Source organism: Ornithinimicrobium sp. (assembly GCF_051004135.1).
Lineage (GTDB): Bacteria > Actinomycetota > Actinomycetes > Actinomycetales > Dermatophilaceae > Ornithinicoccus.
The window spans coordinates 1-20,236 of the sequence record NZ_JBPCKQ010000189.1; the positions used below are offsets into that span (position 1 = coordinate 1).

18 protein-coding genes and 1 rRNA gene are annotated in these 20,236 nt (G+C 72.5%); 16 read left to right on the plus strand and 3 right to left on the minus strand.

Annotated elements, in window-relative coordinates:
• The 16 genes from rrf to ACR2FV_RS13190 form a co-directional block, all read left to right on the plus strand.
• A 5S ribosomal RNA gene (gene rrf / locus ACR2FV_RS13115) occupies positions 1 to 106 on the plus strand; the annotation flags it as partial.
• Between the two features lie 174 nt (positions 107 to 280).
• On the plus strand, positions 281 to 1,093 hold the full coding sequence (locus tag ACR2FV_RS13120) for a tetratricopeptide repeat protein (RefSeq protein WP_434016141.1): 813 nt from the start codon (positions 281 to 283) through the stop codon (positions 1,091 to 1,093).
• Positions 1,086 to 1,928, plus strand: a complete 843-nt coding sequence (locus tag ACR2FV_RS13125; protein ID WP_434016142.1) for an HAD-IIA family hydrolase — start codon at positions 1,086 to 1,088, stop codon at positions 1,926 to 1,928. The genes ACR2FV_RS13120 and ACR2FV_RS13125 overlap by 8 nt, the downstream gene beginning before the upstream one ends.
• A 9-nt stretch (positions 1,929 to 1,937) precedes the next feature.
• Positions 1,938 to 2,123, plus strand: a complete 186-nt coding sequence (locus ACR2FV_RS13130) for a hypothetical protein (protein ID WP_434016143.1) — start codon at positions 1,938 to 1,940, stop codon at positions 2,121 to 2,123.
• Positions 2,120 to 2,944, plus strand: a complete 825-nt coding sequence (locus tag ACR2FV_RS13135) for a TlyA family RNA methyltransferase (RefSeq protein WP_434016144.1) — start codon at positions 2,120 to 2,122, stop codon at positions 2,942 to 2,944. Before ACR2FV_RS13130 ends, ACR2FV_RS13135 begins: the two co-directional genes overlap by 4 nt.
• Complete coding sequence (locus ACR2FV_RS13140; RefSeq protein WP_434016145.1) at positions 2,941 to 3,849, plus strand: NAD kinase; 909 nt, start codon at positions 2,941 to 2,943, stop codon at positions 3,847 to 3,849. Before ACR2FV_RS13135 ends, ACR2FV_RS13140 begins: the two co-directional genes overlap by 4 nt.
• A gap of 9 nt (positions 3,850 to 3,858) precedes the next feature.
• Positions 3,859 to 5,658, plus strand: a complete 1,800-nt coding sequence (gene recN / locus ACR2FV_RS13145; RefSeq protein WP_434016146.1) for a DNA repair protein RecN — start codon at positions 3,859 to 3,861, stop codon at positions 5,656 to 5,658.
• Between the two features lie 67 nt (positions 5,659 to 5,725).
• Positions 5,726 to 6,913, plus strand: a complete 1,188-nt coding sequence (gene steA / locus ACR2FV_RS13150) for a putative cytokinetic ring protein SteA (protein WP_434016158.1) — start codon at positions 5,726 to 5,728, stop codon at positions 6,911 to 6,913.
• Positions 6,914 to 7,978, plus strand: coding sequence for a copper transporter (locus ACR2FV_RS13155; protein WP_434016147.1), 1,065 nt, complete (start codon positions 6,914 to 6,916; stop codon positions 7,976 to 7,978). It begins immediately after the preceding gene.
• A complete protein-coding gene (locus tag ACR2FV_RS13160) occupies positions 7,975 to 8,832 on the plus strand; it encodes a hypothetical protein (RefSeq protein ID WP_434016148.1) in 858 nt (285 codons plus the stop codon). The genes ACR2FV_RS13155 and ACR2FV_RS13160 overlap by 4 nt, the downstream gene beginning before the upstream one ends.
• Entirely contained in the window at positions 8,829 to 10,463 is a 1,635-nt protein-coding gene (gene murJ, locus ACR2FV_RS13165; protein ID WP_434016149.1) for a murein biosynthesis integral membrane protein MurJ, read from the plus strand. The genes ACR2FV_RS13160 and murJ overlap by 4 nt, the downstream gene beginning before the upstream one ends.
• 4 nt (positions 10,464 to 10,467) lie before the next feature.
• On the plus strand, positions 10,468 to 11,592 hold the full coding sequence (locus ACR2FV_RS13170) for a glycosyltransferase family 4 protein (RefSeq protein WP_434016150.1): 1,125 nt from the start codon (positions 10,468 to 10,470) through the stop codon (positions 11,590 to 11,592).
• Positions 11,593 to 11,603: 11 nt separating this feature from the next.
• Entirely contained in the window at positions 11,604 to 13,301 is a 1,698-nt protein-coding gene (locus ACR2FV_RS13175) for a CTP synthase (protein WP_434016151.1), read from the plus strand.
• A complete protein-coding gene (locus tag ACR2FV_RS13180; RefSeq protein ID WP_434016152.1) occupies positions 13,298 to 13,975 on the plus strand; it encodes an NUDIX domain-containing protein in 678 nt (225 codons plus the stop codon). The genes ACR2FV_RS13175 and ACR2FV_RS13180 overlap by 4 nt, the downstream gene beginning before the upstream one ends.
• A gap of 204 nt (positions 13,976 to 14,179) precedes the next feature.
• A complete protein-coding gene (gene aspS / locus ACR2FV_RS13185) occupies positions 14,180 to 15,976 on the plus strand; it encodes an aspartate--tRNA ligase (protein WP_434016153.1) in 1,797 nt (598 codons plus the stop codon).
• Between the two features lie 4 nt (positions 15,977 to 15,980).
• Positions 15,981 to 17,462, plus strand: coding sequence for a phytoene desaturase family protein (locus ACR2FV_RS13190; protein WP_434016154.1), 1,482 nt, complete (start codon positions 15,981 to 15,983; stop codon positions 17,460 to 17,462).
• A 22-nt stretch (positions 17,463 to 17,484) separates the two neighbouring features.
• Here the strand turns inward: ACR2FV_RS13190 and ACR2FV_RS13195 are convergent, their stop codons facing one another.
• The 3 genes from ACR2FV_RS13195 to ACR2FV_RS13205 all read right to left on the minus strand — a co-directional run bounded on the left by ACR2FV_RS13195 (position 17,485) and on the right by ACR2FV_RS13205 (position 20,001).
• Positions 17,485 to 17,772, minus strand: a complete 288-nt coding sequence (locus ACR2FV_RS13195; RefSeq protein WP_434016155.1) for a type II toxin-antitoxin system PemK/MazF family toxin — start codon at positions 17,770 to 17,772, stop codon at positions 17,485 to 17,487.
• Positions 17,773 to 18,710: 938 nt separating this feature from the next.
• Positions 18,711 to 18,899: a hypothetical protein gene (locus tag ACR2FV_RS13200; protein WP_434016156.1), complete on the minus strand. Its 189-nt coding sequence runs from the start codon at positions 18,897 to 18,899 to the stop codon at positions 18,711 to 18,713.
• A 505-nt stretch (positions 18,900 to 19,404) separates the two neighbouring features.
• Entirely contained in the window at positions 19,405 to 20,001 is a 597-nt protein-coding gene (locus ACR2FV_RS13205) for a hypothetical protein (RefSeq protein ID WP_434016157.1), read from the minus strand.
• Positions 20,002 to 20,236 lie beyond the last annotated feature (235 nt).

A 20,236-nucleotide genomic window follows, 5' to 3' on the forward strand; every position in this document is an offset into this window, starting at 1 on the left:
TAGCGTGAGGGAAACGCCCGGTCACATTCCGAACCCGGAAGCTAAGCCTCACTGCGCCGATGGTACTGCACTGGAGACGGTGTGGGAGAGTAGGACACCGCCGGACCACCATTAGCACCACCCGGGCAAGCCCCGCACACACCTGTGCGGGGCTTTTCCTTTTCTTGCCGGGGAAACTGCGGCTTGACAGAACGGCGCGAGGGTATGCAACATCCCGAGCAAAGGTAGGGGTGAGACGTGAGAGACTGACGCGTCCCCTTCGAGTATCCCAGGAGCCTGAGTGAACCGTCCCGACGACCCACGTCGGCCATCGGCGCGTCGCGACGAGCAGCGGCGGCCCACGCGCGTGGCGGAGCCCCCGCTTGCTGACCACATCACGGCCGACCAGGTGGACCGTTCGGTGCACCGGGAGCTGCGCACGCTGAGCAAGGACAATGCTGAGGGCGTGGCTCGGCATCTCGTCGCGGTCACCGAGGCACTGGCTGCCGAGGAGCTCGATGTGGCGCTGGCGCACGCGCAGACCGCCACACGTCGTGCGGGGAGGGTGTCGATCGTGCGGGAGACCCTGGGGCTTGTGCACTATCGCCGGGCCGAGTGGGCCAAGGCCCTGTCGGAGTTCCGGACGGCGCGCCGGCTCTCCGGGTCTGCGCATCTCCTGCCGCTGATCGCGGACACCGAGCGGGGGCTCGGGCGCCCCGAGCGGGCCGTCGAGCTGGCGGCGGGTCCGGAGGCGGGTCGGCTCGATGCGGCCGATCGCATGGAGTTGGCGCTGGTCGTCTCCGGCGCCCGGCGCGACCTCGGCCAGAGCAGGGCGGCGGTGCACAGCCTGCGAGATCTGGTCCGCTCGACCACGGCGAGCGCGCCCGGGGCGGGCCGGCTCTACTACGCCTACGCCGACGCTCTGCTGGCCGACGGAAAGGCTGAGGAGTCCCGGGAATGGCTGCGCCGAGCGGCCGACGCCGATCCCCAGGGCCTGACCGACGCCGCGCAGCGGCTGGGCGACAGCACAGCCGACGTGATCGATCTTGAGCAGGGTGCACCCGAGCCGGCCGAGGCCGCGGACGAAGCGCCGGCGGGCAGCTCTGATGAGTGAGTCGCTGCAGGCGTTGATCGTCGACCTTGATGGTGTGGTCTACACCGGAGGGGAGCCGTGCCCGGGCGCCGCTGACGGGCTGCAGGATGCTCGCGCGCACGATGTCCGGCTGCTGTTCCTGACCAACAACGCGTCGCGCACGCCGGCGCAGGTGGCCGCCCACCTCGGCACGGTGGGGGTCACGGCGACATCGGAGGAGGTGCTGACCTCCTCCCAGGTCGGCGCGGCCCACTTGGCGGACCTGCGGGAGCGTGAGCGCAGCGAGCACCCCTACGACTGGATGCCGACCGTCCTGGCAGTCGGCGGACCCGGGGTCGGCTACGCCCTGGTCGAGGCCGGCTTCCATGCACTGCATGCGGTGGACGTCGGGCCCGAGGGCCCCGCTGCGCCCGTCTGGGCCGTCCTGCAGGGCTTCGGGTCCGAGGTCGCCGTGCGCGACCTGCACGAGGCCGGTTATGCCATCAACGACGGGGCGCACTGGATCGCCACCAACACCGACGCCACGCTGCCCACCCCCCGCGGCATGGTGCCCGGCAACGGCGCCTTGGTTGCCGCCGTCGCCCACGGCACCGGTGCCACGCCGGTCGTCGTGGGCAAGCCGCACGCGGAGGCATACGAGATGGCGCTGCGTCGACTGGACCTGTCCGCGGAGCGAGTGCTGGCGGTGGGTGACCGGATCGACACCGACATCGACGGAGCGCGGGCCGCCGGCCTGCCGTCGGCCCTGGTCCTGACCGGGGTCAGCACGAAGGCCGAGGCCGAGCAGCTGCCCGAGTCCGAGCGCCCCGACCACGTCGCGGACACGATCCCCGATCTCGCCCACCTGTGGCGCTAGCCTGAGGTCATGTCACTGCAGCCCCACCCCGGCCCGGCCGGGCGCTCAGCAGCCCCGCCCCCGAGCACGGGTGACGAGCAGGTCGACCAGATCCTGGCCGAGTTCGCCTCGGTCGGTGCCGACTCGAGGCAGCAGCAGGTCCAGGCAGCCGCCGAGGCGCACCGCAGGCTGCAGGCTCGACTGTCCTCCCCGTGACCGACGCGGGCCCGCCGACCTTGCTGGACCGGCACCTGGTCGACGCTGGCCTGGCTCGTGCCCGGGCCGAGGCGCGCGAGCTGATCCAGGCCGGTGCGGTGCAGGTCGCCGGGGCCAGGGTGACCAAGCCGGCGTATGCCGTGGCTGCCGGCGAGTCGGTGGTCGTGGCCTATCCGGAGCCGAGATGGGTGGGCCGCGGAGCCCGCAAGCTGGACCACGCCCTGAGCGTCTGGGAGCCCCGGGGGCTGCGCGTCCGCGACCGGAGGTGTCTCGACGTCGGTGCCTCCACCGGGGGGTTCACCCAGGTACTGCTGGCCAGGGGCGCCCGGCAGGTGGTGGCCCTCGATGTCGGCCGCGACCAGCTGGCCCCTGAGCTACGGGCCGACCCCCGGGTCATCGACCTCCCGGGGACGCACGTCCGCGACGCCACCCCGAGCATGATCGGAGGGCACGTGGAGGCTTTGGTCGCCGATCTGTCCTTCATCTCTCTCGCCTCGGTGCTGCCGCTGCTGCCACGCCTGTGCCTGCCAGGGGCCGCCCTCGTGCTGCTGGTCAAGCCGCAGTTCGAGGTGGGTAGGGAGGCGTTGGGACATGCCGGCGTGGTCCGCTCGGCCACCGCTCGTCGGCATGCCGTGGAGGCGGTCCTGCGCGGCTCGGTGCAGGCCGGGCTGGGCATCGTGGATCTCATCCCCTCGCCCGTCCAGGGTGCGAGCGGCAACCGGGAGTACCTTCTGTGGGCGGCACCGGAGCGCCCAGGGATGATGGAGCTGTCGGACGCCCAGGCCCGGGTCGCCGCGATCACCGCGAAGGAGAGTCGATGACCCGCAGGATCCTCCTGGTGACCCATCCCCAGCGGTCCCAGGTCCCGGCGCTGGTCTCGCAGTTCGCCGAGCAGCTGGGGCGACACGACATCCGGGTCGACGTCGTCCCCGACGCCCCGCTCACCGAGGGAATCGCCCTGGGCGCCGACGGAGCCACGAGCACCGTCGCCGCCGAGGCTGCGGGCGCCGAGCTCGTGGTCGTGTTCGGCGGCGACGGCACGATCCTGCGGGGGGCGGAGATCGCACGACCGGCCTCGGTGCCGCTGCTCGGCGTCAACATGGGCCGGGTCGGCTTCCTGGCCGAGGCCGAGCGGGAGGAGATCTCCTGGACCGTGGAACGGATCGTGGCCCGCGACTACGCCGTCGAGGAGCGGATGACCCTCGAGGTCGACGTGATCCATGACGGCCAGGTGATCTGTCGCAGCTGGGCGCTCAACGAGGCGTCGGTCGAGAAGTCCGCCCGGGAGCGACTGCTGGAGCTGACCGTGGAGGTCGACGGACGCCCGCTGGCCACCTGGGGCTGCGACGGGATCGTGATGGCCACGCCCACCGGTTCGACCGCCTACGCCTTCTCCGGCGGTGGTCCGGTCGTCTGGCCGGACGTTGCTGCGTTGCTCGTCGTGCCGATCTCGGCCCATGCGCTCTTCGCCCGCCCGCTGGTCCTGGGACCCGACACGCGGCTGGCCGTCGAGGTGGTCCGGCACACCTCGATCACCGGGGTGATGTGGTGCGACGGCCGCCGCACGGTCGACCTTCCCCCGGGGGCGCGGATCGAGGTCCGCCGCAGCTCGCTGCCGGTGCGGCTGGCCCGCCTGCACGCCTCGCCCTTCACCGACCGGTTGGTGGCCAAGTTCGACCTCGATGTGCAGGGGTGGCGCGGTCCGCCGGACCCGTCCCACTCGTAGGGTGACCCCGTGCTGCGCAGCCTCCGCATCCGCCAGCTCGGCGTCATCGAGGACGCCGAGCTGGTCCTGTCACCCGGTCTTAACGTCATCACCGGGGAGACCGGTGCGGGCAAGACCATGGTCGTCACCGCCCTGGGACTGCTCCTCGGGGCCCGCGCCGACCCCGCGCTCGTGCGGGCCGGAGCGCGGTCGGCCGTCGCCGAGGCCGAGGTGGATGTCGGCGAACAGCACCCTGCATCCGTCCGGGTACGCCAGGCGGGCGGAGCGGTCGAGGACGGACTGATCCTCGCGCGCACCGTCAGTGCCGAGGGTCGCTCACGTGCGCACGTCGGGGGCCGGGCAGCCCCGGTCTCCACACTGGGGGGGGTGGGTGAGCACCTGGTGGCCGTGCACGGCCAAGCCGACCAGTGGCGGCTGCGCGAGGTCGAGCAGCACCGCGTGCTGCTCGACGGCTTCGGGGGCGAAGCGGTGCGCGGCCCGCTGACCGCATACCGATCGGCGTATGCCGACTGGACGGCAGCGCGCCGGCTGCTGAGCGACCTGACCGCCACGAGTGCGGGGCGGGCCAGGGAGGTGCAGATGCTGCGCAGCGCCTTGGCGGAGATCGAGCAGGTCGACCCGCAGCCCGGTGAGCAGGAGGCACTGCAGACGGAGGCGGACCGGCTGGCCTACGCGGAGGGACTGCGTGCCGCGGCCTACGGCGCGCACGCAGCGCTGGCCGGTGACGACGAGACCTCCGGGCAGCAGACGGCCTCGGTGGTCGAGCTCCTCTCCGGTGCAGTGCAGGGGCTGGGGTCGGTCAGCGCGCACGACCCCGAGCTGCAGGCCCTGGGCTCGCGGCTGGACGAGCTGTCCTACCTGGCCGCTGACCTGGCCGCAGACCTGGCCTCATACGGCGCGGCAGTGGAGTCTGACCCGCTCCGGTTGGAACAGGTGCAGCAGCGTCGGGCGGCCCTGAGCGCTCTGCAGCGCGGCTACGGCGGCACCACGGCCGAGGTGTTGGCCTGGGCGCAGGAGTCCGCTCGCCGCCTCACCGACCTGGACGTGTCGACCGAGCGGGTGGCGGAGGTGCGCGACCAGGTGAGCACTCATCGCGGGGAGCTCGTGCAGCACGGCCAGGCGCTGCGCTCGGCGAGGGTGCGGGCGGCGCAGGCCCTGGGAGAGCAGGTCACCACTGAGCTGGCGCACCTGGCCATGGGGTCGGCCCGGGTGCACGTGGACGTGCAGCCCCGCGACATCCAGGGGGAGCCCGGCCAGCAGGGGACGGAGGGCGATCTGGTCGAGGTGGACGGCCACCCGTGCCGGCCGCGGCCACACGGTCTGGAGGACGTGGTGATCCGGCTGGCCCCCAGTCCCGGGGCGCCGGCACGCCCCGTCACCAAGGCCGCGTCCGGAGGTGAGCTGTCCCGGGTGATGCTGGCGCTGGAGCTGGTCGGTGCCCGAGGCACGGCCGACGTGCCGACCTACGTCTTCGACGAGGTGGACGCCGGAGTCGGCGGCAGCGCCGCCCTGGACCTGGGCGCTCGGCTGGCCCGCCTCGCGCAGAGCGCACAGGTCGTCGTGGTCACGCACCTGGGCCAGGTCGCCGCCTTCGCCGACCGGCAGCTGGCCGTGCGCAAGTCCTCCGACGGCCGGGTCAGCGCCAGCGACGTCCGCCTCGTCGACGGGCCGGATCGGGTCGCCGAGATCGCGCGCATGCTCGGCGGGGTGCAGGACTCCGAGGCCGCGCTGGAGCACGCCCGCGAACTGCTGGCGCAGCACGCCCCGTCCCGGCTGGGTGGCTCTAGCGGCGAGCCCGGTATGGGGTGAGGAGCCCCGTCGGACCTGTGTCGCGGGGAGCGGGGTGAGCCACCTGGCATGGCACGATGGGTTGATCATGACCTTGTTCGGCCGCTCGGCTCGCGAGCCTGCCTCGGAGGGGAGCCCGATCAGCGGGACCATCCGGGTGGATCGGCGCACCAAGAACCTCACGAAGCGGCTCGCTCCCGGTGACATCGCGGTGATCGATCACCAGGACATCGACCAGGTCAGCGCGCAGGCCCTGGTCGCGTGCCGTCCCGTGGCTGTGGTCAACGCCGCCGCCTCGATCAGCGGCGCCTACCCCAACCTGGGTCCGCAGATCCTCCTGGAAGCCGGGGTTCCACTGCTGGACCGGGCCGGAGCCGAGGCACTGACCGCCCTGGCCGACGGGCAGCCCGGTCAGGTGCGTGGAGCCGAGGTCTGGGTGGGCGAGACACTGGTTGCGCAGGGTCGCCTGCTGGACGCCGAGGCCGTGCAGGAGGCCACCGAGCTGGCCCGACACCAGGTCGGCGCGCAGATCGAGGCGTTCGCGCGCAACACGATGGAGTATGTCCGGGTCGAGCAGGGTCTGCTGCTCGACGGCATCGAGATCCCGGTCCTGCGCACCCGCATCCAGGGCCGCTACGCCCTGGTCGTGGTCCGCGGATATCACTACAAAGAGGACCTGCAGGCGCTGCGACTGTTCATCCGCGAGGCCGACCCGGTGCTGATCGGGGTGGACGGTGGTGCCGACGCGCTCCTTGAGCTCGGCCACCGCCCCGACCTCATCGTCGGGGACATGGACTCGGTCAGCGACGCGGCGCTCACCAGCGGGGCAGAGGTCGTCGTGCACGCCTACGGCGACGGACAGGCACCAGGACTGGACCGGGTGCGCGGCCTGGGGATGGTCGACCCGGTGGTGCTTCCGGCCACCGGCACCAGTGAGGACGTGGCGCTGCTGCTCGCCGACGGCGCCGGGGCCTGCCTCATCGTCGCGGTCGGCAGCCACGCCACCCTCGTGGAGTTCCTGGACAAGGGCCGCAAGGGCATGGCCAGCACCTTCCTGACCCGGCTGCGGGTCGGCAGCAAGCTCGTGGACGCAAAAGGCGTCAGTCTGCTCTACCGCTCGCCGATTTCCACCTTCTCCCTGGTCGGGTTGGTCCTCGCCGGGCTCGTCGCGCTGCTGACTGCGGTGGCCGCGACTCCGGGTGGACGAGCGCTGATGGGCGTCGTGGCGGTGCGACTGACCGACCTGTGGGCCCTCCTGGGTGGGCTGGTGGGATAGGTGATCGACTTCCGCTACCACGTGGTCTCGTTGATCGCGGTCTTCATCGCCCTCGCCGTGGGGATCGTGCTGGGCGCCGGGCCGTTGCGGGGCCAGCTCTCGGACACCCTCGAGGGACAGGTGGCCGAGCTCGGGGCCGAGCGCAACGACCTGCGTGAGCAGGTCCAGCTCAACGACCGACGGGCGCAGGCCAAGGACGAGCTCATCGCGTCCCTGTCCACCTCCGTGACCGCCGGGGTGCTCGACGGCGCCGCAGTGGCCGTGGTCGGTCTGCCCGGCGGTGACGCCGACCTGGTCGACGACCTGGCCGGCTCCTTGCTCGACGGTGGCGCGCAGAGCGTGACCCGGGTCGAGGTCGAGCCCTCCTGGGAGGACGACGGTGCCCGCGCGGAGCTGGTCGCGGAGCTGGCCGAGGACCTGGGCACCCAGGATGACCCGGCGCAGGTGCTGGCCGCGGTGCTGGCCGGCAGCGACGCATCCGGCTCCTCGCCCGAGGCCGGGTCGGCGGCCACCCGGCTGGAGCAGGCCGAACTCATCTCGGTCCAGGTGACCGGCGGCAGCCTCGATCAGGGGCTGCCGGGCGCCGTGGACCTGCCCGCGCAGGAGGTCGTGGTCCTGGTGGGCGGCGGGCTGGGCGGGCAAAGACCGGCGCAGCCCGATCCGGCGTCCCGGCTGCAGGGGCGTCTGGACCTGGTCCGGGCCCTGGTCGAGACGGACGTCGCGCTCTGTGTCTTCGGGGCCGGCACGGAGACCTGGCAGGACCGGGCCGCCGATGCCGAGGACCTCATCGTGGCGGCGGTCCGGGCCGACGGCGAGCTGGCCGCGGAGGTGTCCACGGTCGACAACCTGGAGAGCGCTGCGGGTCAGCTGTCCGCGACCTGGGCGGCGGCCCGGGCGCTGCAGGGCGACATGGGGCACTACGGACTGGCCGCCGACGCCGACGAAGCGGCGCCCGCCTCCCCGTCTGCCCGGGACAGCCAGGGCGAATCGCTGGGCCCGGCGGGGGATCCCGCGAGGTCCAGGCAGGAGCTCGACAGCTCCGGGAGCGAGTCCGTGGCCCCGTGAGCCCGGTGCTCCCGCTGGTGCTGGGTGGCGCCTCGTCGGTCTGGGCGTCGCGATGGCTGGTGCGGCACGCCGGCATCCCCGGCGGCGCGAAACGGTGGGCTCGGGTCAACCACCGAGGGCATCAGGTGACCCTGACGGAGGGGGTCGCCCTGGTGGTCGGCAGCGCTGCGTCGCTGGCCCTCGTCGACCCGGTGGGCGCCCTGACCGCCCTCGGTTCCGGACTGACCGGTGCCGTCGATGACCTGCACCCGGACGCCGCCCGCAAGGGGCTGGCCGGCCACCTGGCGGCACTGGTCCGGGGTGACGTCAGCATCGGTGCCCTGAAGGTCCTGAGTCTCACCGGCTGCGGTCTGCTCGCCGCTGCCGCTGATCAGCGAGCAGCCGGCCGCCGCGCCCCACGCATCGGGCCATCGCAGCACGGCAGGGGGCGAGCGGTGGGCGACGCCGTGGTGCGCGCCGGCGTCGTGGCTGGCAGCGCCAACCTGGCCAACTTGCTGGACCTGCGACCCGGTCGCGCGCTGAAGGTGACCCTGCTGGTCGGCATTCCGCTGAGCGCGGTCGGGGCGGCGCAGGGGCGGGGGACCGAGCCGGCGGCCGTGGCCGTGGGGGCGGCCCTGATGTTGCTGCCGATGGACCTGCGGGCCGAGGGAATGCTCGGTGACACCGGAGCCAACGCGGTGGGCGCGCTGCTGGGCCTGGCGACGACACGCGCGGTCAGGCCCCCGGTGCGGGCCGCCGTGCTGGCCGGCCTCGTCGGGCTCACCCTCGCCTCCGAGCGGGTCAGCTTCACTCGGGTCATCGAGTCCACGCCGGTGCTGAGTGAGCTCGACGCCTGGGGACGTCGAGGCCGATGAGCGAGCCCAGCCCTCGGCTGCACATCGGCGGGATGGCTGCTGCCGCTGGACTGGTCGCCGGGACGACCCTGCTGTCGCGTCTCGTGGGGCTGGGCCGCTGGGCCGTCTTCTCCGACAGTGTCGGCGCGACCTGCCTCGGTCAGGTCTACGCCTCCGCCAACCAGGTGCCCAATGTGCTCTACGAGGCGGCGGTGGGCGGGGCCCTGGCCGCTGTGGCCGTACCGCTGGTCTCGGGGTTGCTGCTGCGCGGACGGGAGCACGATGCGGACCGCACCGCCTCGGCACTGCTGACCTGGACGATGCTGGTGCTCCTGCCACTGGCTGTGGCCGTGGCGCTGGCCAGCGGCCCTCTCGCCGGGCTCCTGCTGGGCTCTGCCACGGGTTGCGACGCGGCCGGCGCCCGGGTTGCCGGAGCCACCATGCTGGTCGTCTTCGCCCCGCAGATCGTCCTCTACGGCCTGGGGATCGTGCTCACCGGCGTGCTGCAGGCCCATCGACGGTTCCTGGCCGCTGCTGCGGCACCGCTGCTGTCCAGCGTCGTGGTGATTCTCACCTACGTGATCTTCGCGCTGGCCTACGACCCGACCGGTGCCGTTGCGGACGTGCCCCGCTCCGGTGTCCTGCTGCTCGCCGGCGGCACCACGTTGGGGGTGGTCGCGCTGAGCCTGCCACTGCTGCGGCCCACGCGGCGGGCCGGGGTGCGCTGGCACCCCACGCTGCGCTTCCCGCCGGGAGTCGCACTGCGCGCCCGCGGACTGGCTGTCGCAGGACTGGTGGCCGTCGGTGCGCAACAGCTGACCGTGCTCGGCACGGTGTTGGCCGGCAACCGGGTGGGTGTCGGGGTGCTCAACGTCTACACCTATGCGCAGACGGTCTATCTGCTGCCGTATGCGGTCCTGGTCGTGCCGCTCGCGACGGTGGCCTTCCCGCGGCTCAGCGCCGGGAGGTCCGCGACGGGCGTCCTGCAGCGCACTACCCAGGCCGTGCTGGTGGGTGCCCTGCTCGGGATGCTGGCGCTGGTGGCGGTGCGCCGCGAGGTGGGAGCGCTCTTCCTTGCGCTCGACGCGGGCACCGACGGGCCGGGACGGGTCGCGCTGCTCGCCCTTCCCGCGGCGGTGGTGGCGTTCGCGCCGGGCCTGGTGGGCTTCGGGTTGGCCGCGGTGCTCACGCGTGCGCTGTATGCGGTGGGCTCGCCCCGTCGCGCCGCCTTCTGCGTCGCGGTGGGCTGGGCCGTCGCGTCGCTGGGGCCGCTGCTGCTGCTGGGACTGCGTCCCACCGTGGGGACGGCTCTCGTCGTGCTCGGGTTGGCCTCTTCGCTGGGTATGTCGATCAGTGCCCTGCTCCTGCTGCGCCAGGTGCACCTCAGCTGGGGAGTCGACGCCCTTGAAGGGGCGGGCCGCAGCGCGGCGTTGGTGCTCTGCGCCGGGCTGGGGGTGCTGCTGGTCCGGGAGCTGCTGGCGCTGGCCGGGCTGGGCAGCACCGCATACCAGAGCCCGCTCGAGGCCCTGGCCGTCGCCCTGGTCACGGGAGCGGTGCTGAGCGTCGTCGTCGTCGTGGCGCTTCGGGTCAGCGGTGACCCCGCATACCAGGCCCTTCGTGGTGCCCTGACCCGCCGTCGTGCGGCAGACTGAGCACGTGGCCGAGGTGCTGATGGTGACCGGAATGGTGGCCGGGGGTGTGGGTCGTCATGTTGAGCAGGTCACTGCGGGGCTCAGCGAGGCAGGTCACCACGTGGCGGTGGCCTGTCCGGCGCTCGTGGCGCACCGGTTCGCCCTTGAGCGGGCCGGTGCCCGGGTCATCGAGGTGGAGGTGGGGCGGCGTCCGGCGCCGCACCGGGACCGGGCGGTGGTCGGCACCTTGCGCGCTGCGATGTCCTCGGTCGAGGTCGTGCATGCCCACGGCGTGCGAGCCGGTGCGCTGTGCGTGGCCGCGCGACGGGGTGCTGACGGGCCGCCCCCCCGACTGGTCGTCACCCACCACAACGCGGCGCCGGAAGGACGTCTGGTCGCCGTTGTCCACCGGGGCCTGGAGCGGATCGTGGCGCGGGGTGCCGATCGTATCCTGGCCGTATCCCCAGACCTCGGGGATCGGATGAGCGACCTGGGCGCGGCCGCGGTTGAGCTCGCCGTCGTGCCGGCCACCCGTCACGAGGTGAGTGCTGACCCCCGGCAGATGCGGGAGGTCCTGGGCGTGGCACCCGAGCGCGCGCTGGTCGTCGCGGTCGGGAGGCTCTCGCCGCAGAAGGGCTTCGACCGGCTGCTCGACGCCGTCGCGCTCGTCGCACCGCAGGCGCCGAATCTGCTGGTCCTCGTGGCGGGAACCGGCCCCCAAGAGCATGCCTTGCGACGGCGGATCGACCGCCAACAGCTGCCGGTGCGACTGCTCGGACACTGCGACGATGTGCCCGACCTGCTCGCCGCGGCCGACGTCGCCGTCTCGGCGGCCCGCTGGGAGGGGCAGCCGGTCTGGCTGCAGGAGGCCATGCTGGCCGGGGTGCCCGTCGTGGCCACCGACGTCGGGGGGACCGGCGCCGTGCTCGGCGGCGCCGGTCTGCTGGTGTCCGACGAGGCGCCGGGTCGGCTCCCGGCGGCCCTGGCCGAGCAGCTGGTGCAGGTGCTGACTGACCCGTCGCTGGCGGCGGAGCTGGCCGACGCCTCGGCCTCGCGGGCCCACCAGCTGCCCACCGGTGACGACGCCGTCCGGGCGTTGCTGCTCGCCTACGGGCGTGCCGCGCCGTCCGGACCCGCCGATGTGACGTAAACTGAGCACCCGTGGCGGAGCAGACCAAACATATTTTCGTGACCGGTGGGGTCGCGTCCTCGTTGGGCAAGGGACTCACGGCGTCGAGCCTGGGCTTCCTGCTCCGTTCCCGAGGGGTGCGGGTGACGATGCAAAAGCTTGACCCCTACATCAATGTGGACCCCGGGACGATGAACCCGTTCCAGCACGGGGAGGTGTTCGTCACCGAGGACGGCGCCGAGTGTGACCTGGACATCGGGCACTACGAGCGCTTCCTCGACGTCAGCCTGCGGGGCCGGGCCAACGTCACGACCGGTCAGATCTACAACGACGTCATCGCCAAGGAGCGCCGGGGAGAGTTCCTCGGCGACACGGTGCAGGTGATCCCGCACATCACCAACGAGATCAAGGCACGGATGCGCGAGGTCGCCCAGCCGCAGGGGCCCGAGGGGAAGCCCCCGGATGTGATCATCACCGAGATCGGTGGCACGGTGGGCGACATCGAGTCGCTGCCCTTCCTGGAGGCCGCCCGCCAGGTCCGGCACGACGTCGGCCGGGCCAGCTGCTTCTTCCTGCACGTCTCCCTGGTGCCCTACCTCGCCCCCAGCGGGGAGCTGAAGACCAAGCCCACTCAGCACTCCGTGGCGATGCTGCGCCAGGTCGGCATCACCCCCGACGCGATCGTGTGCCGGGCCGACCGCGACATCCCCGTCTCCATCAAGCGCAAGATCTCGCTGATGTGCGACGTCGACGACGACGCCGTCGCCACCGCCATCGATGCCCCCAGCATCTACGACATACCCAAGGTGCTGCACCGGGAGGGCCTGGACGCGTATGTCGTGCGTCATCTCGGTATGCCGTTCCGCGACGTCGACTGGACTGCCTGGGACGCCCTGTTGGAGCGGGTGCACCAGCCCGAGCACGAGGTCGAGATCGCACTGGTCGGCAAGTACGTCGACCTGCCCGACGCCTACCTGTCGGTGACCGAGGCCCTCCGGGCCGGTGGCTTCACCCACGACGCCCGCGTCTCGATCCGGTGGGTGGCCAGCGACGAGTGCCGCACCGAGGCCGGGGCGGCCAAGGCCCTCGGCGGGGTCGACGCGATCCTGGTGCCCGGCGGCTTCGGCGTGCGCGGCATCGAGGGCAAGATCGGGGCGCTGAGCTGGGCCCGGGAGCGCGGCGTGCCCACGTTGGGCATCTGCCTGGGCCTGCAGGCCATGGTCATCGAGTTCGCCCGCAACGTCGCTGGCATCGAGGGGGCCAGCTCCACCGAGTTCGACCCGGCGAGCCCGGCCCCGGTGATCGCCACGATGCAGGAGCAGAAGGCGTTCGTCGAGGGGGCCGGAGACCTCGGCGGCACAATGCGGCTCGGCGCCTACCCTGCCCACCTGCAGCCGGGCTCGGTGCTGGCGCACACCTACGACACCGAGCGGGTCAGCGAGCGACACCGCCACCGCTATGAGGTCAACAACGGCTACCGCGCGGCCTTGGCCGACGCGGGCCTGGTGATCAGCGGCACCTCCCCGGACGGAGGGCTCGTGGAGTTCGTCGAGCTGCCCGCCGATGTGCACCCCTACTACGTGGCGACCCAGGCGCACCCGGAGTTCAAGAGCCGCCCGGACCGGGCCCACCCGATGTTCGCCGGTCTCGTCGCCGCCGCGGTGCAGGCGCAGCGCAGCCAGCGGCTGGTCGAGGTGGAGCGCACGCCGGTGCCGTCGGAGACCCGATGAGCCTGCACGCCCCGCGGGTCTCCGGGACCGAGCTGTCCGACCGGATCGAGCCCCGGCCGGTCCGGCATACCGAGATCGCCATGCACGGTGCGGTCTGGGACGTGCGGCGCGACACCGTCGACCTCGGGGAGGCCGGGGGAGAGGTGGTGCGGGAGTACGTCGAGCACACCGGGGCGGTGGCGGTGCTCGCGCTGCGTTCGGACCGGGGAGCAGATGAGGTGCTGCTGATCCAGCAGTACCGGCACCCGGTCGGGGCGTTGGAGTGGGAGATCCCCGCCGGGCTGCTCGACGTCACAGGCGAGCCGGCGCAGGAGGCTGCGGCGCGCGAGCTCGGGGAGGAGGCCGACCTGGTCGCGGGCCGGTGGGCGGTCCTGGTCGACTACGTGTCCTCCCCCGGCGGCAACACCGAAGCGCTGCGGGTCTACCTGGCCACCGGGCTGTCCGAGGTGCCGGAGGGGGAGCGGCACGAGCGGGAGGCCGAGGAGGCCGGTATGCCGGTGTGCTGGGTCGATCTGGCCGAGGCCGTCGACGCGGTGCTGGCCGGGCGGCTGCGCAACTCCACCGCGGCGATCGCGGCGCTGGCCGCCCAGCGCAGCCGGGAGCTGGGCTGGGCGAGCCTGCGGCCGGTCGACGACCCGTGGCCCTCCCAGCCAGCGGGACGCACCGACGACTGAGCGGCGACCGATCCCGGCAGGACATACCGCGGCGGCTGGATCGGTCAGGTGCGCGATCTGGCCGCTGGTGTGTGCGGGGTGGGGCGGCTGGATAGTGCACGTGCACATTCCGGCCGGTGGACAGATGCCGCTGGGACCGAGCCCGAGGCAGCGGCTCTAGACTGGTGCGCTGACCACCCACCGCATACCCAGAGGGAATCTCCAGTGCTCCGCACCCACGAGGCCGGCACCCTGCGCGCCGACCACGCCGACCAGACCGTCACACTCACCGGGTGGGTCGCGCGCCGGCGCGACCACGGGGGAGTGGCGTTCCTGGATCTGCGGGATGCCTCCGGTGTCGTCCAGGTCGTGGCCCGAGACGAGGTGCTCGACCAGGGCGGCGCGCACGACCTGCGCAACGAGTACTGCATCCGGGTCACCGGCACCGTGCGCACCCGCCCCGAGGGCAACGCCAACCCCGACCTGTCGACCGGCGACGTCGAGGTGCTGACCAACGAGCTGGAGGTGCTCAGCGAGGCCGCACCGCTGCCGTTCCAGATCGACGAGCGCGTCACCGTCGGTGAGGAGGCCCGGCTGCGGCACCGCTACCTGGACCTGCGCCGTCCGGGTGCCGGCTCCGCGGGCGCCAACCTGCGGCTGCGCAGCCAGGTCAACGCCGCCGCCCGCAGCGTGCTCGGCGAGCGGGACTTCGTCGAGGTCGAGACCCCCACGCTGACCCGGTCCACGCCCGAGGGCGCTCGCGACTTCGTGGTGCCGGCGCGGCTGCAGCCCGGATCGTGGTACGCCCTGCCGCAGAGCCCGCAGCTGTTCAAGCAGCTGTTGATGGTGGCCGGGCTGGAGCGCTACTACCAGATCGCCCGTTGTTACCGCGACGAGGACTTCCGGGCCGACCGGCAGCCGGAGTTCACCCAGCTCGACATCGAGATGAGCTTCGTCGAACAGGACGACGTCATCGAGCTCGGCGAGCGCGTCGCCCGCGCCGTCTGGGCCACGATCGGGGTCGACCTGCCCACGCCCTTCCCGCAAATGCCCTATGCGGAGGCGATGGCCCGCTACGGCTCGGACAAGCCTGACCTGCGGTTCGCCAATGAGCTGACCGACTGCACCGCATACTTCGCCGCCACCTCCTTCCGGGTCTTCCAGGCCCCGTATGTCGGCGCGGTCGTGATGCCCGGCGGCGGCAGTCAGCCGCGGCGCCAGTTTGATGCCTGGCAGGAGTGGGCCAAGCAGCGCGGCTCGAAGGGCCTGGCCTACGTCACCGTGGCCGACGACGGCACCCTGGGCGGGCCGGTGGCCAAGAACCTGTCCGAGGCCGAGCGCCACGGACTCGCGGCGCACGTCGGGGCCGCACCCGGAGACTGCGTGTTCTTCGCCGCGGGTGCGCTCAAACCCTCGCGGGCCATCCTCGGCTCGGCCCGGTTGGAGATCGGCCACCGCTGCGAGCTGATCGACACCGACGCCTGGTCGCTGGTCTGGATCGTCGACGCGCCGCTGTTCGAGTCGGCCACCGAGGCCGAGGCCGCCGGCGATGTCACCGTCGGCACCGGTGCCTGGACGGCGGTGCACCACGCGTTCACCGCACCCCAGCCGCAGTTCCTGCACACCATGGAGGACGACCCCGGCGCCGTCCTGGCCTACGCCTACGACCTGGTCTGCAACGGCAACGAGATCGGCGGCGGGTCGATCCGTATCCACCGCTCCGACATCCAGCAGCGGGTCTTCGCGATCATGGGCCTGGACCAGGAGCAGGCGCAGGAGAAGTTCGGCTTCCTGCTCGAGGCTTTCGCCTACGGCGCGCCGCCACACGGCGGGATCGCCTTCGGCTGGGACCGCATCGTGGCCCTGCTGGCCGGCACCGACTCGATCCGCGACGTCATCGCCTTCCCCAAGTCCGGCGGCGGCTTCGACCCGCTGACGGCCGCGCCGGCGCCGATCACCGCCGCGCAGCGCAAGGAGGCTGGGGTGGACGCCCGCCCCGAGCCGGCTGCGGCGCAGGAGTAGCCCGGTGCGGGACGTCGTCGTGGTCGGCTCCGGCCCCAACGGGCTGGCGGCCGCCGTCGTCCTGGCCCGCTCCGGGCTCAGCGTCACCCTGCTGGAGGGTCAGCCCACCCTCGGGGGCGGCATCCGCACCCTGCCGCTCGAAACGCCAGAGGTGTCGGCCGACGAGGGTCTGCAGTACGACGTCTGCGCGGCCGTCCCGGCGGCCGCGCCCGCCTCAGCGTTCTTCGCCGAGTTCGACCTCGCGGCGCGGGGGGTGGAACTGATCGTGCCCGAGGTCTCCTACGCGCATCCGCTGGACGGCGGCCGCGCGGGCGTCGCCTACCGGGACATCGAGCGCACGGCCGAGGATCTGGGCGTCGACGGCGCGCGGTGGCGGACCCTGCTGGGTCACCTGGCGGCACATCCCCGCGAGCTGTCCGCCGTGGCACTGTCCGACAAGCGCTCGGTGCCTCGGGTCCCGGGGGTGGACCCCGTCGCCGTCGCGACGAGCGCCCTCGCGCTCGGCCGCTGCACCGCCGCCCTGTCCCGCACCGCCCTGCTGGAACGGGTATGGCGTGGCGACGTGGCCCCCGCCCTGATCACCGGGATCGCGGCGCACACCATCGCCCCGTTGCCCTCGCTCGCCGGGGCAGCAACCGCCACCATGCTCGGGGCGCTGGCCCACACCGCCACCGGCTGGCCCGTGGTGCGGGGTGGCATCGGCGCCATTGCCGCGGCGCTCGTGGCCGACCTGCAGGCGCACGATGTCGAGATCGTGCTCGACCACCCGGTCACGTGGCGCACCGATCTGCCCCCGGCCCGCGCCTACCTGTTCGACACCCACGCCCACGTGCTGGCCCCGCTGCTGCGCGAGCCCTACCGGTCTCGGCTGCTGGGCCTCGGCGCCGCCGCCGGAGTCTGCAAGCTGGACTACGTGCTGTCCGGCCCGGTGCCCTGGATGCACCCCGAGGTGGCCCGGGCCGGCACCGTCCACGTCGGGGGCACCGTCGCCGGGATGCGCGAGGCGGAGGCCGACGTCGCTGCCGGTCGGCACGCCGAACGCCCGGTCATGCTGGTCAGCGACCCCGCCTTGCACGACCCGACGCGGATGGGCCGGTCGGGGCTGCGCCCGCTGTGGGCCTACGCGCACGTGCCCTGGGGCTCGACCCAGGACGTGCGAGCCGCTGCGGAGCGTCAGCTCGAACGGTTCGCCCCCGGCTTCCGTGACCTTGTCGTCGACGTGCAGGTCATTCCCGCCGACCGACTTGCCGGGCACAACGCCTCCCTCGTCGGTGGTGACATCTCCGGGGGGGAGGTCAACCTGTGGCGGATGATCGCCCGGCCCACCGCATACCCCGATCCGTATGCCGTCGCCCCCGGGGTCTATCTCGGCTCCTCCTCGACACCGCCCGGTCCGGGCGTGCACGGCATGTCCGGCGCCCACGCGGCCCGGCGACTGTTGCGTCGCGAGTTCGGCATACGAGCCCTCCCCGACCTGGCCCCCTGAACCACTTCTCGCCCGGGCAAGATCAGGTGGTGCAGTCGACCGCGATCGCAAGCGCTGAGCAGATCTGCCGCATTCTGGTGTCACTCAGCCGGCCGAGCCGACCGACGAGCACGGCGAGCGAGACGCTCTCGATCGAGTCCAAGTTGACCACCGATCGCCGCGGGACCAGTTGGTCGCCGGACCCGAGGACGACCTCGCTGGCCAGGCCCCGGATCGTCGACGTGCACAGCGCTACCAACGTCCTCCGGTGCCTTGGGATCACCGCGTCACGGGAAAGGACGAGCACCGGGCGTCGGCCGATCTCGGCCATCACGCCTCACCACGCCTCACCACGGCCAGGGAGGACTCTCACGATGCACCGGCTGCCCGGCGCCAAGACGCCAGGTCGCCCCACTCGTCGGGCTCATCGATCGGATGCTCATCGTAGGCGGCATAGCTCGCATCCACCTCGGCAGAACGGTGCCGAAGGAGCAATGCGCGAAGGGCCTCGTCCACGAGGGCGGCGTTCGTGGTCCCCGTGTTCAACCTTCGCGCGCTGTCCAGGGGCTCGGTGTCCACGGTCGTGCTCAAACGTGTGCGGTTCATGCTATGCGCGTATGCCACGTGCCTGCATCTGCGATGGGGATCGCGCGAGCCACCTCCGACCCGGCCGTCTCCAAGCTGGTCGACCTGCGGCCGGCCGACGCGGGTCACAGTGCGCGCCGTCCTCGAGCACCAGCGGGCCGAGCTGGACCTGATGATGGCCGTGGCCGGGATCGCTACCATCGGCGAGATCGTCCAGACGTGCTGGGGGCCCCGGTGAAACTATCGGTCAACAACCCCACGCGCGCTTCGTACAGCGTCGTGTCCTGTGCGAGTCCGGGCAGGGGCATTCCCATTGGGGTGCGGCTCCCGTGGAGGGTCTCATGCGGCGATCGGGATCGTCTCGTCGGCGTAGCGTGTCTCGTGGCCCTCCCGACGTACACCGCCCCACGCCGCCGGATCGCTTGGTCGCCAGGAACCACTGAGATGCTGGGACGCCGGGCGGACGTGGGGCGAGCCCCGTCGCCACGTTCATGCACGAAGGAGGGACCGGACTCCCCGCTGTCCGGCCCCTCCTCCACATCCCGCCTTCTTTGAGGATGGCGCGCCTCCTGCAGGAGCGCATCATCCAATTTGATGAAATCGGCCCCGAACGCCCCGGGCGGTGCCGGCCATCGACGGCCGACCTCCGCGTGTCCCGTGCACCGCACGCGCGGCAACCCTGACTCAGAGCCGCGCCACGGCGAGGTGGGCGTGCCAGGGGAACGTGAGCCCGTCCCCGTCGCGGTAGCGGTCCATGACCTCGCGGGGCTCCTCGGTGGACACCTGCACGAGTGCGTCGCGGCCGTCGGGGTCGGCCAGCACCTCGGCGTACGCCGGCAGCACCGCCGCCGCCGCGACCGTCGTCATCGTCATGAACGTCTCCGCCGACGGGAAGTGGCAGTCCATCGACCGGGCCGCGACGGCTACGCCGAGGAGCTCACGGCAGACCCCGATCGCCCGGAGAATCGGCCTACGAGCTACCGCGTACAACCCGGACGAGGGTCCTGGCTCCCCGACTTCTGAGGAGCCATGACGTGGAACCAACATCCCGTCATCGGGTGGCTCCCTGGTGGTGGCCCTGCGGCTTCGCGCTGCGTGCCATCGCTCCGCGGAAGGCGCCGGCGGTTATCCGTGACTCGCAGCGGAGTGGGTGTCGCGCAGGACCATGAGCGCGTCGTCGATGAGGCCCATGACGCGCCCTCCTTGGCTCACGTTTGGCTCACAAGAGGGTCCGCAGCGGTGCGATTCGTCGAGGGACGTCGAGCAGCCTGCCGCACCGCCAGGTCAGGTCCACGACCCGGTCAGCCCACCTATGGCCGGCTCGCTCCTCGCCGTTGGCGGACCAGAGCGAACCGACCAGGCGGGACGGCCAGGATGATCAGGCGGAGCAGCCCAGCTGGGCCCGGATGCTCTGGGTCTCGTGGAGCCATGCCGCGGCGCGGGCCTCGGACACATGCCGACCCTGCAGCGCCTGGACCTGGTTGGCGAAGGCCTGCAACGTGTGGCAGGCCGACTCAGAATCGCCGGCGTCGAGGCTCTCCAGGGTGGCCTCCAGCTTGGCGGTCAGGCTCCGCTCGATTCCGTGGCGCAAGTCGGCGTCGGTGACGTGGTCGCGCAGCTGCTCCACGCGCTCCGCTGCGGTCAGCACCCGGTAGTCGGTGATGGCCACGCCGTCGGTATCGGTGGTCGCCGTGAACGTCGAGGAGTCGTCGACGAAGACACCGTCCACCTCCACGCCCGTCTCCGCGTCAGCGGCGGGGACCAGCTCGGGAAGGGCATCTGCCTCCTCGCCGCCGTCGAGCCCGACCTGATCGGCGTTGCTGCTCCATCCCTCCGGCAGGTCGACGAAGTCGATGCTGAAGTCGTCGGTGGCGATGTCGGGCGTCGGTGCCGTCGAGCCACGTCGCTGCGTCCAATGTGCGCTGTGGGTCGCCCGGATCGACGCCCGGGCTGAACGTCGAGCTGCCGTCCACATACCGAACCTCCGGCGCGGGGTCAACGGAGGACCGCGGCAGGACGGTCGTCTCCCAGCCCTCTACGCTGCGTCCAAGCGATGGCAGAGGGAGCACGGTGAACACCACGGCACGCCTGTCGCACGAGGTGGACCTGTTCGTGGCAGAGCTGACCCCGGTGCTGGAGGCCCTGGCCCGCGGGGTGGGGATGGACCCCAGCCGGGCGGGCGCCGACGTGGCCCTGGACGCCTACCACCT

Excerpts from the sequence above, each read along its gene's own strand:
- ACR2FV_RS13205 (WP_434016157.1), bottom strand. The coding sequence starts at position 20,001 with ATGTGGACGGCAGCTCGACGTTCAGCCCGGGCGTCGATCCGGGCGACC.
- ACR2FV_RS13140 (WP_434016145.1), top strand. The coding sequence starts at position 2,941 with ATGACCCGCAGGATCCTCCTGGTGACCCATCCCCAGCGGTCCCAGGTC.
- ACR2FV_RS13130 (WP_434016143.1), top strand. The coding sequence starts at position 1,938 with ATGTCACTGCAGCCCCACCCCGGCCCGGCCGGGCGCTCAGCAGCCCCG.
- steA (WP_434016158.1), top strand. The coding sequence starts at position 5,726 with ATGACCTTGTTCGGCCGCTCGGCTCGCGAGCCTGCCTCGGAGGGGAGC.
- ACR2FV_RS13125 (WP_434016142.1), top strand. The coding sequence starts at position 1,086 with ATGAGTGAGTCGCTGCAGGCGTTGATCGTCGACCTTGATGGTGTGGTC.
- ACR2FV_RS13195 (WP_434016155.1), bottom strand. The coding sequence starts at position 17,772 with ATGGCCGAGATCGGCCGACGCCCGGTGCTCGTCCTTTCCCGTGACGCG.
- ACR2FV_RS13200 (WP_434016156.1), bottom strand. The coding sequence starts at position 18,899 with ATGACGATGACGACGGTCGCGGCGGCGGCGGTGCTGCCGGCGTACGCC.
- murJ (WP_434016149.1), top strand. The coding sequence starts at position 8,829 with ATGAGCGAGCCCAGCCCTCGGCTGCACATCGGCGGGATGGCTGCTGCC.
- ACR2FV_RS13180 (WP_434016152.1), top strand. The coding sequence starts at position 13,298 with ATGAGCCTGCACGCCCCGCGGGTCTCCGGGACCGAGCTGTCCGACCGG.